This window comes from Arthrobacter sp. PAMC 25486 (genome assembly GCF_000785535.1).
Taxonomy (GTDB): domain Bacteria; phylum Actinomycetota; class Actinomycetes; order Actinomycetales; family Micrococcaceae; genus Specibacter.
In genome coordinates this window covers 2,232,656-2,249,131 of the sequence record NZ_CP007595.1, presented here as the reverse complement: position 1 = coordinate 2,249,131, position 16,476 = coordinate 2,232,656, and the positions used below count along the sequence as shown (strand labels likewise).

Genomic DNA, 16,476 nt, shown 5'->3' with positions numbered 1-16,476 from the left:
CATAAAAGTGTATACCGTCCAGACGGTTTACTGTACCGTCTGGACGGTGTACTCCATCACTTCTTGTAGGGTGGACTAATGACTACACAACCCTCAGCACGTGAACGGGTGCTCGCCGCCTATGAGGACCTGCTCATCAGCGACGGCCCCCGGGCCGCAACCTTGGATGCGGTTGCCGCCGCGGCCGGTGTCTCCAAAGGCGGGTTGCTTTACCACTTCAAGAGCAAGGAAGCGTTGACCGAGGGTCTCCTGACCAAGTTGCATGACTATGCCGCACTGGATTTTGCGGCCATGGCTGCGGACCCGCAAGGCTGCGCCAGCTATTACATTCGCACCAGCGTCTTTGGCAGCACCCCCTTTGACCGGGTGATTGTGGCCGCCATGCGCCTGAGTCAAAGCGAGGACGACACCGTCAGGCAGGCCTTTTCCGAGATCCATGCCCGCTGGTTTGAACTGATTCTTAGCGACATCGGCGATCCCGCCGTGTCACACGCCGTGATGCTTCTGGGCGACGGAATGTATTACAACGCAGCGCTCTTCGGCTTCCCCACGGGCGTGAAGAAGCAGGATGACACGCAGGAAAACATGGATGTTGCAGCGCTCTTGGCAATCGTTGACAAGATGCGGTCCGACGCGCGGACATAGTGCGTGCCCGGCAGCGTCCGGGCTATAGGCTTAAGTCCATGACCATCAACCCAGAGCTGCAGGGGCGCAGCTACGCATTAAGCGATCCGTACAGTGTTGGCAGGGAGTCGGTTCGCGACTTCGCCAAGGCAGTCAAGGCTACCAATGCAGCCCATTTCGACGTCGCCGCGGCCCAAAATATGGGCCACGCCGACCTGGTGGCACCTCCCACCTACGCCATCATCGTGGCCCAGCGCGCCGACGCCCTGCTGATCAACGACCCCGAATCCGGCATCGACTTCTCCCGCGTGGTGCATGCCGAACAGCGCTTCACCCACCACCGGCCCATTGTTGCCGGCGATGAACTGCTGGCCGAGCTGCACGTGGACACCGTCCGCGGCATGGGCGGCGGCGCGATGATCACCACCCGCGCGGAAATTTCCACGGTCGACGGCGTTGCTGTCGCCACAACAGTTTCGGCCATCCTGGTCCGCGGGGAGGGACAGTAATGAGCGTCAATAGTGCAGATTTGGCTGTGGGCACCGAGATCGGTTCACGCACACTGGAGATTTCCCGCGCCGACCTCGTCAAGTACGCGGGCGCTTCCGGCGATTTCAACCCCATCCACTGGAACGACCGTTTCGCCCGCGAGGTGGAATTGCCCGGCGTCATTGCCCACGGCATGTTCACCATGGGTGCGGCAGTGCAGCTGGTGACCGACTGGATTGGTGACCCGGGCGCCGTCGTTTCCTATGGCACGCGCTTCACCAAGCCTGTTCCCGTGGCCGACATCGACGGCGCGCCGGGGGCTGTGGTTGAGGTGACCGGTGTGGTTGGCGCGTTAAATAACGACGCCGGGACCGCACGCATCGATCTGACCGTCACCTTGGACGGGCAAAAAGTTTTGGTCAAGGCCCAAGCCGTGGTCCGCTTGACGTGAACCAAGGTTCCGTGAACCAGGTAACTGCCTGGCGTAACGGTGTTGTCACCGCGTACGCCGGTTCAGGGCTGGTCTTCGCCAGCTGGGTCTCGCGCATCCCGGCCATCCGCGACGACCTTGGCCTGACGCCCGGCCAGGTGGGCCTGATCCTGCTGTCCATGTCGCTGGGCTCGTTCATTTCCGTGGCGATCTCCGGGCTGGTCGTGTTGCGGCTCGGCTCGAAGCTCACCTCGCGGCTGGGCAGCATCATCCAAACTGTCGGGGTCATCATCATGGGGCTCGGCGCCACCGTGTTTTCCGAGCCGCTGGTGGTGGGTGCCGGACTGGTCATTGTGGGCCTCGGCACCGGCAGCTGGAACACCGCCTCCAACATTGAAGGGGCGGCGGTCGAACGCGCGCTGGGGCGGCACATCATGCCGCGGCTGCACGGCTCCTTCAGCATCGGCACCGTGGCCGGTGCCGGCCTGGGTGCCCTTGCCGCGGCGCTGCACGTCCCAGTGGCCATCCACCTGTCGGTGATTGCCGTGGCGGTTTGCGTTGCCGTGCTGATCGGCACGGGCCATTACCAGGCCGACAGGCTGGGATCGTCACGTACCACGGTTGACCTGGGTGACTCCGGCGCCGTTCCCGGTACCGGCCCCATCCCCCTTGTTACCGCCGGCACAGCCGAAACGGGTTCGGCGCAGAGGGCTGCCGCCGACAAGCAGGCCGGCCAGGCGAAGATCGCCGCCGCCTGGCGAGATCCGCGCACGCTCCTGCTCGGAGCGCTCGTGCTGGGCCTCGGCCTGGCCGAAGGTGCAGCCGGGGACTGGGTGGCGCTGGCCATGGTCGACGGCTACGACTCGACGGCCGCCATCGGCGCCGTCGGTTACGGCATCTTCGTCTCCGCCATGACCATCGGCCGCTTTGCCGGCACCGTGGTCCTGGACAAGTACGGCCGCGTCATCGTGCTGCGGGTTGGCGCGGCGCTGGCCGTGATTGGCCTGGGACTGTTTGTCTTTGCCCCGAGCCCCGCGATCGCCCTGGCCGCCCTGGTGTTTTGGGGCCTCGGATCTGCCCTGGGCTTCCCCGTCGCCATGTCCGCCGCCTCCGACGACCCCGAGCACGCCGCAGCCCGCGTCTCGGTGGTATCAACGGTTGGCTACGGTGCGTTCCTGGGCGGCCCGCCGCTACTGGGCCTGCTGGCCGAGCACGTTGGCGTGCTGCACTCACTGCTCGCGGTCCTGCTCATGCTGGTCATCGCGTTCTTCCTCACCCCCGTGGTGCGCCGGCCCAAGTACCTCGACGAGGCGGCCACCCGCCCCACACGGGATAGTGTGGAATCGTGAATGAGCAAATTTCCCTGCGTTCCCTGACCACCCTCGAAGTGGGCGGCCCGGCCCGCAATTATGTTGTAGCCGCCACCGAGGCGGAGATTATTGCCGCTGTCCGTGCCGCGGACGACGCCGGTGAGCCTCTCCTGATCCTTGGCGGCGGCTCCAACGTGGTCGTCTCGGATGACGGCTTCGCGGGCACCGTCCTGAAGATTGCCAGCCAGGGCTTTGTGGCGAACTCCGAGGACTCCTGTGGCGGTGCCTCCGTGGTGGTCCAGGCCGGCCATGACTGGGACGACTTCGTCCACCAAACAGTCCTCCACGCCTGGAGCGGCATTGAGGCGCTCTCCGGAATTCCCGGCAGCGCCGGCGCCACCCCCGTGCAGAATGTGGGCGCCTATGGCTGCGAGGTCGCCCAGACCATTGCCGCCGTGCGCACCTGGGACCGCAAGAAAAACGCCGTCCACACCTTCACCAACCACGAGCTGAAGTTCGGCTACCGCGATTCCCTCCTGAAGGCCACCACCGTCAACGGATCCCCCCGATACGTGGTGCTGAGCGTTGAGTTTCAGCTGCTGCTGGGCCGGATGAGCGCACCCGTGAAATACGCCGAACTGGCCCGCCGCCTCGGCGTGGAGGTTGGCAAGCGCGCCAATTCACTCGAGCTGCGCCGCACCGTCCTGGCCCTGCGCGCGTCCAAGGGCATGGTCCTGGACCCGGCCGACCGCGACACCTTCTCCACCGGCTCCTTCTACACCAACCCCGTCGTCAGCGCCGAGGTCGCCGCCACCTTGCCCGCCGACGCCCCGCGCTGGCCCGTCGGGGACCTGGTCAAGCTCAGCGCCGCCTGGCTCATTGAGCACTCAGGGTTCACCAAGGGCTACGGCCTCGCCGGCGAGCTCGCCGCTGGGTCGGCGGCTTCCGCTTCTTCATCCGATGGCAAGCACGACGCCGGGACCCCGCCGCGCGCCTCCCTCTCCACCAAGCACACCCTCGCCATCACGAACCGTGGCGGTGCCCGCACCGAGGACATCCTGGCGATTGCGCGGGAGGTGCGGGACGGCGTCGTGCGTCAATTCGGCATCACGCTGGTCCCGGAACCGGTCCTGGTGGGCTGCGCACTCTAACGCCCCCCCTTGAAACGCTCGCTCACTAAAGGGGCATTTTCCTCCGACGCTCGCTCACTTGTGGGGCCTTTTTGCCAAACGCTCCTGCACCCCGTACCGGGGTAGGGGGTTAAGACGGCTCTCGGGTGTGATGTGCGACGCCGCTGATTTTCATAGTGTTAATGGAAAGATTCACCTTTCTATTAGCGTGGCGCGTCATTCGGTGCAGCCAGCATAAGGAGCCCCATGTCGTCGGCAACACTTGACAGCCCGGAAGTACTGGACGCCACAACCGTCCCCGCGAAGCCGGCGCGGAAACGCCCCGAGCGCGACCGCCATGTCACGGACTTCATCAGGCTGACCGAACAGGTGCGGGCCACCGGCCTCATGCAGCGCGACGTCAAGTGGTATGTGACCCGCTTTGTCCGCCAGGGCATTGGCTACCTGGCCGTCCTGGCATTGTTCCTGACACTGGGGCAGACTTGGTGGCAGATGGTCACAGCCGTGCTGCTGGGCTTCATGTGCACGCACACGGCCTTCATCTCCCACGATGCCGCACACCGCCAGGTCTTTGCCTCGGCCAAGAAGAACGCCTGGCTGGCCCGTATTGCCGGCAACCTCTTTGTGGGCATGAGCTACGGCTGGTGGATGAACAAGCACGGCAAGCACCACCTGAACCCCAACAAGATCGGTGTTGACGGCGACATTGATCCCGGCGTCATCGTGTTTGACCCCGACAACGCCGCCAAGCGCAAGGGATTTGCCAAGTGGTTTGCCGCCCGCCAGGGATATTTCCTGTTTCCGCTGCTGACGCTTGTTGCACTGGATCTGCACATTGCCTCCATCAAGCGGGTGTTTGACCGCACCCAGGTTGTCCCGCAGCGTAAGGCGGAGATCGCCCTGCTGGTTGTTCGTCTGGTCCTCCTTCCGGCCTTCACCATCTGGTTCCTCGGCTGGGGCCTCGGCTTGGCCTTCATCGCGGTGCACGTCATGACGCTCGGCGTATACATGGGCGGCTCCTTCGCCCCGAACCACAAGGGCATGCCGCTGGTCCCGAAGGACGTCAAGATCGACTTCATGCGCCGCCAGACCCTCATGAGCCGCAACATCACCGGCGGCTGGTGGGTTGATGCCGGCATGGGCGGGCTGAACTACCAGATCGAGCACCACCTGTTCCCCACCATGTCCTCCAGAAACCTCAAGGCCGTCCAGCCCATGGTCCGCGCCTACTGCGCCGAGCGGGACATCACGTACACCGAAACCACGCTGGGCCAGTCGTACATGATCGTGATGCGCTACCTGAACCGCGTGGGCCTCGGTCAGCGCGACCCCTTCGAGTGCCCCATCACGGCGAGCATGCGCACCGCCCGCTGACCGCCACTTCTTCAACTGGCCCGCAGGAAACGGCGAAGAATACCGAGAAATCGTGGATTTTCGCGGTTTCCTGTGGGTCAGTTCTGTTAAGTTGAAGTCATGACACTTAGCGTCAGCCCCGCCACGATCGCCCGGCTGCGTCTCGCCGCCCAAGGGATCCTGCCAACGTCCACCCGTCCCAGCCCGGGGCCGGTGGACGTTGTGCGTTCCCTGACCGCGCTGCAGGGGCAGGACTTCCCGGGCGCCCTGTGGTCCATCGGGTTGCGGTCGCCCGGCAGCACCCGCGCCGACGTCGAGGCCGCCTTCAACCGCGGCGAACTCGTACGCTCCTGCCCCCTGCGCGGCACCCTGCACGTCACCGCCGCCGAGGACCTGGGCTGGATCCTCTCCCTCACAGCCGAGCGCATGCTGCAGGGGCAGGCCACCCGCCACCGCCAATTGGGGATTACGACGCCGGACCTCGAGCAGGTGCGCGACCTCGCCCTGGCGCTGCTGGAAAAGTCGGACGGCCGCGTCACGCGTGAGGGACTATTTGCCGCGTTCGAGCAGGCCGGGCAGGGGACCAAAGCCCAGCGCGGCTATCACTTCCTATTCCTGCTCTGCCTTGAGGGGACGCTCGTGCAGGGCCCCGTCAACACGGGAAACGGCAATGGGCAGTTCTTCGTCAGCTCACAAGACTGGATCCAGAATCCCCGGGTCCTGGAACGGGACGAGGCCCTCCCGGAGCTGGCACTGCGCTACTTCCGCAGCCACGGGCCGGCAACCGTCAAGGACTTTCAATGGTGGTCGAAACTGACGCTCAAGGACATCAACGCCGGGCTCGCACAGGTGCAGGACCAGCTGGAAACGCTCGAGTGCAACGGCACGGAGTACTGGCTCGCCCCGGAAACTGCTGAGCTGCTGGGCGGCCCGGACCACAGGAAAACCGTCAACGGCGCCCGTTCCGTGCTCCTGCTCCCCGGCTTTGACGAGTACCTGCTCGGCTACACGGACCGCAGCGCAGCGCTGGCCCCGGAGCACGCCCCGCTCACGGTGCCCGGCAACAACGGCATGTTCAAGGCGACCGTCGTGGCCGGTGGCAGGGTGAGCGGCACCTGGCGGAAGGCGCAAGGCGCGGCGGAAAAGCAAAGGCAACGGTCCGGCGTCGTGCTCCCGGAAATCTTCACGCAGCTGACAACAAGCCAAGACAGGGCCTTGAACGCGGCGGCGAAGAAGTACGCCACATTCCTCGGAAAGTGATCCGAGGCACAGGCCCAATCGCCGTCACGGATGAAAAATGCGCCCGCCTCCCATAAATGCGCCCCGTCGAGCAGGCGCATTTATGGGAGGCGGGCGCATTTTTCGCGCCATGGCCGCAGTTACAGCGTGCCGACGGCGATCTTCAGCATGCGGCGCAGCGGCTCGGCGGCGCCCCAGAGGAGCTGGTCGCCCACCGTGAAGGCGCTGATGTATTCGGGACCCATGTCCATCTTGCGGATGCGGCCCACGGGGACTTCCAGGGTGCCGGAGGCGGCCACGGGGGTCAGGTCCGCCATGGACGCTTCCTTCGTGTTGGGAACCACCTTGGCCCACTCGTTGTCGTTGGCCAGCAGCGACTCAATCTCGGCCACCGACAGGTCCTCGCGGAGCTTGAGCGTGAGTGCCTGGGAGTGGGAGCGCATGGCGCCGATGCGCACGCACAGCCCGTCCATCACAATACGGTTCGCGTCAGTGGTGCCCAGGATCTTGTTGGTCTCCACCCCGGCCTTCCACTCCTCGCGGGACTGCCCGTTGCCCATGTCGGCGTCGATCCAGGGGATCAAGGAACCGGCCAGCGGCACGCCGAACTGTGAGGAGTCGATGCCCTCGCGCTGGTGGGCGAGGACCTTGCGGTCGATTTCCAGGATGGCCGACGCCGGGTTGTCCAGTTCGGAGGAAACCTCGGAGTTCAGCGTCCCGAACTGGTTCAGCAGCTCACGCATGTGGCGGGCGCCGCCTCCGGAGGCCGCCTGGTACGTCATGGACGTGCCCCACTCGACGAGGCCGTTCTTGAACAATCCGCCCAGGCCCATGAGCATGCAGGAAACGGTGCAGTTGCCGCCCACAAAGTCCTTCACGCCGGACGCCAGGCCGGCGTCGATGACGGAGCGGTTGATGGGGTCCAGCACAATGATCGAGTCGTCGTTCATGCGCAGCGTGGAAGCCGCGTCCATCCAGAGCCCGTCCCAGCCGCGGTTGCGCAGCTCGGTGTGGACGCGGGAGGTGTAGTCCCCGCCCTGTGCGGTCACAATAATGGGCAGCTTGGCCAACGTGTCAATGTCAAAAGCGTCTTCGAGCTTGCCGGTGTCGCCGCCGTTAATCGCGGGGGCTGCGCCGCCGGCGTTCGAGGTGGAGAAGAAGACGGGGTTGATATCGCCGAAGTCGCCTTCGTCCTGCATGCGCTGCAGCAGAACGGAACCGACCATGCCGCGCCAGCCGACAAGGCCGACGGAAGGAACATTGTTATTGGTCATGTTCCCACTTTAGTCGGTGGGGCAAATCGGCCGTAGTTCGTTTCAGCCCGTGAACAAGCACGACGGCGTTTGGTGCCTTTTGCGGTCCGGTCCCGTTGGGTGCGGTCCCGGCCGGGCGGCTGGGATCGCGGAGATCCGGCCCAGGGCAGGTCGATCGGGTGGGAATTAGTCGATGGCGCGCGGGATGCCACGGAGCTTGCGCACGCGGGAGGCCTTGATCTCCCTGATGAGGTCCTTTAGGCCCAAGACAAAGAAGAGTCCGAACGCCGAGACCAGCACGAACATCATCAGGAGGCCGATCCAGCCATTGTCCTCAAGCAGTTTGAGATCGCGCAGAGCAACGTCGTTGGAGATGAAACCGGTAACCGTGGCCCCGATAAGGCCGGTCAAGGCGAAAGCCCACATGCCTGTCCACGCGATATGACCGATGACGGATGTCAGCGGGTACCTCCCGCCTCGATCCGCACCGTATTCCTCGGGTCGGTAGCTGTGCAGGTTTCCGTCAGCGCCGGTTCTAAGAATTCGTACTTCACCGCGGGCAACCGCCTCGTTGTGGGCCGTGTGCGTGGGATCGTCACCGAGCAGCTGCTCGGGGGGTTTCCTTGCGGTACCAGTATTTGATGTTCAGGAAGACCACAGCACGTGTCCTTTCGCCGTGCGACTATTCGGCCTGGAACTCCGTCTCGCCCTTGGCCCACAGGGTGAAACGGTATTCGGTGCCGTTCTTCGCGGTATGCCAGCCCTCCAGCGGCGTCGCCCCGCGGAACGTCCATTCCGAACTCAGCCCCGGCGCCTGTGTATCGCCCCGCGCATCCGTGTTGATGACAGTAATCACGGCCACATTGCAGTGTTCCTTAGCCTGCTCGTAAACCTGTCCGCCGCCAATAACCCACACCTCATTGCCACCAGGGGAGAACTGCGCCTCAACCAGTGCCTCCTCCAATGAGTCAAGCACGACGGCGCCACTTGCCTCAGGTGTGGAACCCCACCCTTGCTGGCGGGTCACCACGATGTTGGTGCGATCGGGGAGCGGACGGAACTTGTCCGGGAATGATTCCCACGTCTTGCGTCCCATGACCACCGGGTGACCCTTGGTGACGCGAGTGAAGTGGGCCATGTCCTCGGGCAGGTGCCAGGGCATGCCGCCGTCGGCCCCGATCACTCCGGTGTTGGTCTGCGCCCAGATCATGCCAACGATGGGCTGGGTGAAACGGTACGTGGGCGTGGCAGGAGACTGGCTCATACAGCGATCGGCGCCTTAATCGAGGGGTGGTGCTGGTAATCAACCAGTTCAAAGTCTGCAAAGTCGTAGTCAAAGATGGAGTCCGGCTTGCGGGTGAAGCGCAGCTGCGGGTACGGGTACGGTTCCCGCGAAAGCTGCTCGTCCACCTGCTCCACGTGGTCGTCGTAAATGTGCACGTCGCCGCCGGTCCAGATGAATTCGCCCGGCTCCATGTCCAGCTGCTGCGCGACCATCATGGTCAGCAGCGCGTACGAGGCAATGTTGAACGGCACGCCCAGGAAGGTGTCGGCGGAGCGCTGGTACAGCTGGCAGCTGAGCTTCCCACGCCCATCCTCGGTGGGGGCAACGTAGAACTGGAAGAAGGCGTGGCACGGCGGCAGCGCCATGTTTTTCAGCTCGCCAACATTCCAGGCGGAGACAATGTGGCGGCGCGAATCGGGGTTCTCCCGCAGCGAGGACATGACCTGGGCAATCTGGTCGATGTGCTCCCCGTCCGGCGTGGGCCACGAGCGCCACTGGACGCCGTAGACGGGGCCCAGCTCGCCGTCGTCGTCCGCCCATTCATTCCAAATCTTCACGCCGTTCTCCTGCAGCCAGCGCACATTCGAATCGCCGCGCAGGAACCACAACAGCTCCATCGCGACCGACTTGAAATGCACCCGCTTCGTGGTGATCAGCGGGAACGATTCGCTCAGGTCGAAGCGCAGCTGGCGGCCAAAAACGCTGCGCGTGCCGGTGCCGGTGCGGTCCGATTTCGCCGTCCCGTTGGCCTGCACATCGCGCAGCATGTCTTCATAAGGGGTCTCGATAGTCACGCCAACAGTCTACTTGTTGCGCTGGTTGAGGCGGCCCTGCAGCAATGTGACCAGCATCTTCCCATCCAGGCCGGCCCGTTCCCCTGCTTCAATGAGATGTTCGACGGCGGCCATCACCTCCAGCGCGTTCGTCACCTTTGAGGGTGGTTCCTCCCCACCGGGGCCCTCATCTCGTTCCTCGGTCGAGGCCCCTCTCAGGCGTTGGCCCATGTCTGCGGCGACCACGGTACCCTGACGCCTGTTGGTTACGACAAGTCCGCTCGCCTCGAGTTCCTTGTAGGCGCGGGCCACCGTTCCGGCGGCCACGCCGAGGTCGGCGGCGAGACTGCGGACGGTGGGCAGTCGCGTGCCGGGCGCCAGCTCGCCAACGGCAATGAGCGAGGAGATTTGGGTCCGCACCTGCTCGAACGGCGGCGTTGCCGTGGCCAGGTCGATGACTATTTGGGCTTCCACGGCACTACTTGCCGAGGCTGGTGCTGTTTTTTACCGGCGGTATGAAACCGGCCGGGGTGAAGGCACGCACGGGGTAGAAGCACAGGGTCAGGGCAGCAACAATGCAGACTCCACCAACCATGGCCAGGCTCTGGTCCGCGGATTGACCGCCGTACGTTGGTGCCGTGCCGAGGTTGAAGAGCGCCGCTGCCAAGATGGCGAACAGTCCGCCTGCCACCGTGCGGGCGATGCGGAACAGGGAGCGGCGGCGCAGGGTCCGCTCGAGCAGTTCCGAGGCATCGTTCAAGCCGGGGCGGCGCAGGACAACGGCTGTGGCACCGGCGCCAGCCGTGAGGATGGCCAACACGCAGATCAGCGGAACCAGGAAATGCGGCGAGGATCCGCCAAAGCCTGGCCAGTCATACCCGCCGCCCCTGTTGAGGCTGGAGGTGGCCGCGATGGTCGGGATCAGCCCAATTCCCGCAACGACGGCGAGGATGGGCAGGCTCCGCGGAACGGCGGCCTTGAGCCGGGCGCGCGGGGTCCCGGGTGTTGCATAGTTGTTGCGAAGCAGCAGTTCCAGGCCCAGGTGCGACAGCAGTACAAACACCAACATCAGGGTCATGGGCCCCAGCCAGCCGAACCACGGGACAGTGAACCAGCCCGCAACAAGTCCCACAGCTCCGGCTGCAGGTGCCAGCAGTCCCGCGGTGTTGTTCAGCTTCGCGGCAGCGGGGCCGTCTCCTGAGGAGGGATCCGGGGAGGCACCGCTGTTGAACAAGGCGTTGTAGCCGGCGTCGTCCGTGGGAGAAGCAAGGAACGGCGGCTTCCAGAACAGCATCGCGATGAGCACCAACATGTTGCCAATGGCCAGCCAATTCACCCAGGACGTCGCGGTGGAATCCGGGGCAGGCTGGGCCAGATAGTTCCCGGCAACTGCGGCCAGCCCGGAAGCGACGGTAGCCGAGACGCGCAGCAGCCGGTTCATGCCGATGGTCCGCAACGTCTTGTTCGCCTCCGCCGAAAGGGCTTCAAGGGACCTGCGCGAGGCAATGAGCCGCATGACGGCTGCTGTGCCCACAACCAGAATGGTCAACGCTACGCCCAAGGCAGTTGCGAGGACGTAGCCAGGTGCCCTGCCAAAGCGCGTCTGAATCGACTGGCCGTAATCGCCGAGTGTGACACTGTTTGGCCCAACGGATTCGGGGGCAAAGAACAGGAATCCAACAACAACGGCAGTTAGCGTAAAGATGCCTGCAACGGTCCAGCCCAGCGCGGGCTCGATGTAGTCGCGGGTGCGTCGGAACTCGAGGACTGCGCTGCGTTTGGGGGATTTGGGTGCCGGCCATGTTGACTGCCCTATGGCATGGACTGCGACTACTGCCACAGATGGGGCGATGACGGCCAGCCATGGAACTGTTGACCAGTGGTCGGGGTAGTACTGGTCTGGATCGTAGATTCCTGCCCGGTTGGCGCCGGCAAGGCTGCTGAACGCCCAGGCAATGACACCTGTCCAGAGGGCATGCCTGCGGATATATTCAAGGGACTTTGATTCGGCTTTGCTCCAGACGAACAACCGCAGTGCCAAATAGGTCACGACGGTGACACCGACGCCAATCGTCCCCACCAAGATAAGCAGTTCCATCCAGTTAACGCCAAACATCATTTCCCCCATGACTCAATGGTCTTTGTATCGAGTGTACGGTACAAAGACTTGTTGGGGAAGGAAATCGTGTGGGGCGGTGTCAGCCCGCCAGTAGGTCCGGGTGCTGCACCGCGGCGACGTTTGGGTGTGCGCGCAACCGGTAGCGCAGGGCGTTGTCGCCGTAGGTCTCCAGGATAGGACTGTTGGTGGGGTCGACGGAAAGTCCGCGGGCCTTCGACTGGAACTCGGGGCTGACCGCGAGCTGGGGCATCGTGGCGTCCAGTGCCGGGTTGAAGAAGAATGGCAGGGACATCCTGTCGGTGCCACGCAGGGGTGAGATGACGCGGTGCAGGGTCGCCTTGAGGTAGCCATTGGTGGCGAGTTCAAGCATCTCGCCAATGTTGACCACAAAGGTGCCGGGCACCTGGGGTGCGTCGATCCATGCGCCCTGGTATTCCACCTGGAGCCCGCCTTTTTCGGGTTCGACAAGCAGGAGTGTCAGCACACCGCCGTCGCGGTGGGATCCCACACCCTGCACGGGGTCCGGGCTGGATTCCCCTGGATAGCGCACAATTTTCAGCATCGGGAAAGCCCGGGAGGCGAAGGCGGCATCAAAAGTGTCTTCCGGCGCACCGAGGGAAAGGGCCAAGGCCCGCAGAAGCTCGAGTGAGATGGTGCTGAGCCGTTCGGTCCATTCCGATACAACGGCACGCATTTCGGGCAGTCCCTCGGGCCAGAGGTTGGGACCTTCCAGGCGCCAGTAGTCGGCTACGCCCTCACCCGCGGCAACGGCTTCATGCTCCACGCCGATGTCGATTTGTTCGCGCCAGTCGACGGACCCGTCCGTGAGTTCGCCGCCGACGCGGGTGTAGCCCCGGAACTGCGGGCTGTGGATGTTCTCCACGGCCAATTTCACATCCTCCGGCAGTTCGAAGAAGCGGCGGGAAACCTCGAGCATGGCGTCGGTCAGTTCCTGCGGTATTCCGTGGCCGGCCAGGTAGAGGAACCCGACCTCGTGCATGGCGTCGCGAAGCTCATCGCGGAAAGCGGCGGCTTCCTGTGGGCCTGCGCTGAGGCGGGAGAGGTCCAAGACGGGCAGTGAATCGAGTGAAGCCATCCCATATATCCTTTACGGCATCGTTGGCAAGCGAAATCCCTTATTCGCTTCAATGTTACGTACTGGAGTTCCAGATAGTTCAACAACGTTTCGAATTGCTACGCCCGGGTTCAATCCTCGTAGGGCTTGTGTTGTTCCAGGGCTACGATCCGGCCGGGCTCGGCCAGGGAAACGTGCGCCACCAAAACTTCGCCGGGGGTAAGATGTGGGTCCTTCAGTGGCAGGGCTTCACCCAGTTCGGGCGACATATGCCCGGCCAGCGTCTTCAGCACTGTTGGCAGCACCGGCCTGTGGGTGCACAGGGCGGTGGCGCTTGAGCGGGTCAGCATTTTTTCCACGACGGCGGCGACCTTGGCAGGGTGCCGTTTGTGGTCGGCCTCCGTCAGCCACGGCACCACCTTGACCTTGGCCTTCGTGGCCTGGGCATAAGGGGAGATGGTTGAAATGCAGCGCATCCAACCGCTCGTTTGGATGCGGGCAGGATGCCACGACATCAACAGACGTTGCAAATACAGTGCCTGCCGTTTGCCTGTTGCCGCCAGCGGGCGTTCACCCTCGGCCCTGGTCCATGCCGAACGTGGCTTGGCCTTGGCATGCCTGATGATGAGCAGGGGCCACGTCTGAAGTGTTTCGGCCTCGAAGGCAGCCACCAAAGCCTCCAGTGGTGCAATGTCCGAGGGGTTGGACAGCAGCCCCCGGGCCTTGTTGGGGCTGCACCAAATAGCGGCGTCAACCTCTTTGCCGTCGGGAATGGGCGGCATGTCATCCACGGCGGCAGCCCAGTAATGGACCTCCTTGAGTCCGGTCTTGACGGCGTAACTGATGGCAGGCAGCGGAATGCCGAGGGTGATGGGCAAGCCAACTTCCTCGTACACTTCACGCACCGCACACTCGGCCAGGGTCTCGCCCTTGTCGAGCTTGCCCTTGGGCCAAGACCAGTCGTCGTAGCGCTGCCGGTGGATCAGGAGGACTTCAAGCTTTTTCTTCTTGACCCGCCAGCACAGTGCGCCGGCGGCCAGGATCGAGACTTCCGTGCCGGCCTCGACGCCTTCTTCGAGATGTTCAGAGTTGCGCATTAGCGGTGGAGAGCTGATCTCGGCCGTGAACGGCTGGCGAGCAGCCAAGACTGGATGTCGAGCAAGGGTTTTCCTTCGTCGTCGAGATGGTGGCGTTTCCATTCGCCGTCGCTGTCGAGGTGCCAGCTCGCGGTGCCTGGATCCAGGTACCGGCCCAAAAGGGAATTAACGTCGGCAATGTCCTCAGGATTGGAAAGCTGCACCAGCGCCTCGACCCGGCGGTCAAGGTTCCTGTGCATCATGTCGGCGGAGCCAATGTAAACAACAGGATCCCCGCCGTTGGCGAAGGTGAACACCCGTGAGTGTTCCAGGAAGCGGCCAAGAATTGAACGGACCGTGATGTTCTCGCTCAGTCCGGGAACGCCGGGGCGCAGCGAGCAAATGCCGCGAACCACGATGCCGACCTCTACGCCTGCCTGTGAGGCACGGTACAGGGAGTCGATGATGGCTTCATCAACCATGGAGTTGACCTTGATGCGCACCCGGGCCGGCAGGCCGGCCTTCTTGTTGGCGATCTCGGTGTCGATGCGGTCGATCAATCCTGACCGGACTGATCGCGGAGCCACCAACAAACGGTCGAAGGACGTCTTCGGTGCATAGCCGGAGAGTTGGTTGAAGAGTTTGGATAGGTCTTCGGCCACCTGGTTGTCGGCCGTCAACAGGCCCAGATCCTCATAGTACCGGGCAGTGCGCGGATGGTAGTTGCCCGTGCCAATGTGGCAGTAGCGACGCAGTCCGTCCTGCTCCTGCCGAACCACCAGGGACAGCTTGCAGTGCGTTTTCAAGCCCACAATCCCGTACACCACGTGCACGCCGGCCTGCTCCAGCTTCCGGGCCCAGGAGATGTTCGCCTGCTCGTCGAAGCGGGCCTTGATCTCCACAAGGACCAAGACCTGCTTGCCAGCCTCTGCAGCATCGACCAAGGCGTCAACAATGGGGGAGTCGCCGGAGGTGCGGTACAGGGTCTGCTTGATGGCGCGAACCTTGGGGTCGGCGGCGGCCTGCTCCAGGAACGCCTGCACAGAGGTGGAGAAGGAGTCGTAGGGGTGGTGCAACAAGATGTCACGACGGCGCATGGCGGCAAAGACGTTTGCGGCCTTCGAGGTTTCGGAGGCATTCAGGTCCCGGGAGGTGTGCGCAACGTGTTTGGGGTAGCGCAGGTCGGGTCGGTCAATGCCGCCGAGGATGGACAGCCCGCGCAGGTCCAGGGGCGCCGGCAGCGAGTAAACCTCTGTCTCTTCCACATCGAGCTCGCGCACCAGCAGCGCCAGAATGCTTGGGTTGATGTCCGTGGCCACCTCAAGGCGGACGGGCGGGCCGAACTTGCGGCGCAGCAGTTCCTTCTCCAGTGCCTGCAAAAGATTCTCGGCGTCGTCTTCTTCAACCTCGAGGTCTTCATTGCGGGTGACACGGAACGTGTGGTGCTCCACGATCTCCATGCCGGGGAACAGCTGGTCGAGGTGTTCGGCAATGACTTCTTCCAGCGGAATGAAGCGGGCCACGCGGCCGGGAACCGTGCCGGCGCGGGTGCCGTCGAGCGCAACCAGCCTGGGCAGTTGATCGGGCACCTTGACGCGGGCAAACAACTCCTTGTCGCTGACAGGGTTGCGGACAACAACGGCCAGGTTCAGGGAAAGCCCGGAAATGTAGGGGAACGGGTGGGCGGGATCAACGGCCAGCGGGGTCAGGATGGGGAAAATCTTCTCGGCGAACATCTTGGCCAGCTGCACCTTTGACGGATCATCCAGCTCATCCCAGTGGACCAGGTGGAAGTGCTCATAGGCCAGGGCGGGGCGGATTTGACCGGCAAACACGTGCGCGTGCCGTGCCTGAAGCTCGTGGGCGGCGTCGCTGATCTGCTCCAAAACCTCCAACGGACTCAGCCCGGCAGGCGAGGGCACGGCAAGGCCGGTGGCGATGCGGCGCTTCAGCCCGGCCACCCGGACCATGAAGAACTCATCAAGGTTTGAAGCGAAAATGGACAGGAAGTTCACTCGTTCAAGCAGCGGCATGTCGGGGTCTTCGGCCAGTTCCAGGACACGGGCGTTGAAGGCCAGCCAGCTCAATTCGCGGTCGAGAAAGCGGTCCGGTGAGATGTCGCCTTCCGGGATGAGCGTCGGCTCAAACTCAGGGATGTCAATCCGGTCCTGCGTGGCGCGTGATGCCGGCACTTCGCCGGAAACAAATCGTTCCTGGCCATTGACTGCCAGCGTTTTCACGGATCCCTTGTATTCGCGCTTCATCAACAAGTCCTCATCGTCGGTAGTGCCTTAAAACAACCTTACAAGCCGCAGCGGGA

16 protein-coding genes are annotated in these 16,476 nt (G+C 63.7%); 7 read left to right on the top strand and 9 right to left on the bottom strand.

Annotated elements, in window-relative coordinates:
• Positions 1–78 precede the first annotated feature (78 nt).
• The 7 genes from art_RS10345 (at position 79) to art_RS10315 (ending at position 6,596) form a co-directional block, all read left to right on the top strand.
• Entirely contained in the window at positions 79–645 is a 567-nt protein-coding gene (locus art_RS10345) for a TetR/AcrR family transcriptional regulator (RefSeq protein WP_038464787.1), read from the top strand.
• Between the two features lie 38 nt (positions 646–683).
• Entirely contained in the window at positions 684–1,133 is a 450-nt protein-coding gene (locus art_RS10340) for a MaoC family dehydratase N-terminal domain-containing protein (protein ID WP_038464785.1), read from the top strand.
• Positions 1,133–1,564 carry a MaoC family dehydratase gene (locus art_RS10335; RefSeq protein WP_038464783.1) on the top strand — a complete coding sequence of 144 codons (432 nt, stop codon included), beginning with the start codon at positions 1,133–1,135 and terminating at the stop codon, positions 1,562–1,564. Before art_RS10340 ends, art_RS10335 begins: the two co-directional genes overlap by 1 nt.
• Before the next feature lie 11 nt (positions 1,565–1,575).
• Positions 1,576–2,892, top strand: coding sequence for a sugar MFS transporter (locus art_RS10330; protein ID WP_253901552.1), 1,317 nt, complete (start codon positions 1,576–1,578; stop codon positions 2,890–2,892).
• Entirely contained in the window at positions 2,886–4,004 is a 1,119-nt protein-coding gene (locus tag art_RS10325) for a UDP-N-acetylmuramate dehydrogenase (protein WP_253901593.1), read from the top strand. Before art_RS10330 ends, art_RS10325 begins: the two co-directional genes overlap by 7 nt.
• A 225-nt stretch (positions 4,005–4,229) precedes the next feature.
• Positions 4,230–5,357 (top strand): acyl-CoA desaturase, encoded by a 1,128-nt coding sequence (locus art_RS10320; protein WP_038464781.1) that lies wholly within the window; start codon positions 4,230–4,232, stop codon positions 5,355–5,357.
• 99 nt (positions 5,358–5,456) lie between these two features.
• Positions 5,457–6,596 carry a winged helix DNA-binding domain-containing protein gene (locus art_RS10315; protein ID WP_038464779.1) on the top strand — a complete coding sequence of 380 codons (1,140 nt, stop codon included), beginning with the start codon at positions 5,457–5,459 and terminating at the stop codon, positions 6,594–6,596.
• 119 nt (positions 6,597–6,715) lie between these two features.
• Here the strand turns inward: art_RS10315 and asd are convergent, their stop codons facing one another.
• The 9 genes from asd to art_RS10270 all read right to left on the bottom strand — a co-directional run bounded on the left by asd (position 6,716) and on the right by art_RS10270 (position 16,420).
• Positions 6,716–7,849, bottom strand: a complete 1,134-nt coding sequence (gene asd, locus art_RS10310; RefSeq protein ID WP_038464777.1) for an aspartate-semialdehyde dehydrogenase — start codon at positions 7,847–7,849, stop codon at positions 6,716–6,718.
• A 165-nt stretch (positions 7,850–8,014) separates the two neighbouring features.
• Positions 8,015–8,239 (bottom strand): hypothetical protein, encoded by a 225-nt coding sequence (locus art_RS10305; RefSeq protein ID WP_157875231.1) that lies wholly within the window; start codon positions 8,237–8,239, stop codon positions 8,015–8,017.
• A gap of 271 nt (positions 8,240–8,510) precedes the next feature.
• Complete coding sequence (locus tag art_RS10300; RefSeq protein WP_038464773.1) at positions 8,511–9,092, bottom strand: dihydrofolate reductase; 582 nt, start codon at positions 9,090–9,092, stop codon at positions 8,511–8,513.
• The gene (locus art_RS10295) at positions 9,089–9,907 is read right to left on the bottom strand and encodes a thymidylate synthase (protein WP_038464771.1); all 819 of its coding nucleotides are present in this window, start codon (positions 9,905–9,907) and stop codon (positions 9,089–9,091) included. Before art_RS10295 ends, art_RS10300 begins: the two co-directional genes overlap by 4 nt.
• Before the next feature lie 9 nt (positions 9,908–9,916).
• Entirely contained in the window at positions 9,917–10,360 is a 444-nt protein-coding gene (locus art_RS10290) for a GntR family transcriptional regulator (protein ID WP_038464769.1), read from the bottom strand.
• A 4-nt stretch (positions 10,361–10,364) separates the two neighbouring features.
• Positions 10,365–12,014, bottom strand: coding sequence for a hypothetical protein (locus art_RS10285; RefSeq protein WP_038464767.1), 1,650 nt, complete (start codon positions 12,012–12,014; stop codon positions 10,365–10,367).
• Between the two features lie 70 nt (positions 12,015–12,084).
• Positions 12,085–13,101 carry an isopenicillin N synthase family oxygenase gene (locus art_RS10280; RefSeq protein ID WP_038464765.1) on the bottom strand — a complete coding sequence of 339 codons (1,017 nt, stop codon included), beginning with the start codon at positions 13,099–13,101 and terminating at the stop codon, positions 12,085–12,087.
• Between the two features lie 110 nt (positions 13,102–13,211).
• Positions 13,212–14,177 (bottom strand): NUDIX hydrolase, encoded by a 966-nt coding sequence (locus art_RS10275; protein WP_038469615.1) that lies wholly within the window; start codon positions 14,175–14,177, stop codon positions 13,212–13,214.
• Positions 14,177–16,420 carry an RNA degradosome polyphosphate kinase gene (locus tag art_RS10270; protein ID WP_038464763.1) on the bottom strand — a complete coding sequence of 748 codons (2,244 nt, stop codon included), beginning with the start codon at positions 16,418–16,420 and terminating at the stop codon, positions 14,177–14,179. The genes art_RS10275 and art_RS10270 overlap by 1 nt, the downstream gene beginning before the upstream one ends.
• Positions 16,421–16,476 lie beyond the last annotated feature (56 nt).

Bases quoted from the DNA above. Each gene is read 5' to 3' on its own strand.
- art_RS10345 (WP_038464787.1), top strand. From the start codon at position 79: ATGACTACACAACCCTCAGCACGTGAACGGGTGCTCGCCGCCTATGAG.
- art_RS10340 (WP_038464785.1), top strand. From the start codon at position 684: ATGACCATCAACCCAGAGCTGCAGGGGCGCAGCTACGCATTAAGCGAT.
- art_RS10335 (WP_038464783.1), top strand. From the start codon at position 1,133: ATGAGCGTCAATAGTGCAGATTTGGCTGTGGGCACCGAGATCGGTTCA.
- art_RS10320 (WP_038464781.1), top strand. From the start codon at position 4,230: ATGTCGTCGGCAACACTTGACAGCCCGGAAGTACTGGACGCCACAACC.
- art_RS10315 (WP_038464779.1), top strand. From the start codon at position 5,457: ATGACACTTAGCGTCAGCCCCGCCACGATCGCCCGGCTGCGTCTCGCC.
- asd (WP_038464777.1), bottom strand. From the start codon at position 7,849: ATGACCAATAACAATGTTCCTTCCGTCGGCCTTGTCGGCTGGCGCGGC.
- art_RS10300 (WP_038464773.1), bottom strand. From the start codon at position 9,092: ATGAGCCAGTCTCCTGCCACGCCCACGTACCGTTTCACCCAGCCCATC.
- art_RS10285 (WP_038464767.1), bottom strand. From the start codon at position 12,014: ATGGGGGAAATGATGTTTGGCGTTAACTGGATGGAACTGCTTATCTTG.
- art_RS10280 (WP_038464765.1), bottom strand. From the start codon at position 13,101: ATGGCTTCACTCGATTCACTGCCCGTCTTGGACCTCTCCCGCCTCAGC.
- art_RS10275 (WP_038469615.1), bottom strand. From the start codon at position 14,177: ATGCGCAACTCTGAACATCTCGAAGAAGGCGTCGAGGCCGGCACGGAA.
- art_RS10270 (WP_038464763.1), bottom strand. From the start codon at position 16,420: ATGAAGCGCGAATACAAGGGATCCGTGAAAACGCTGGCAGTCAATGGC.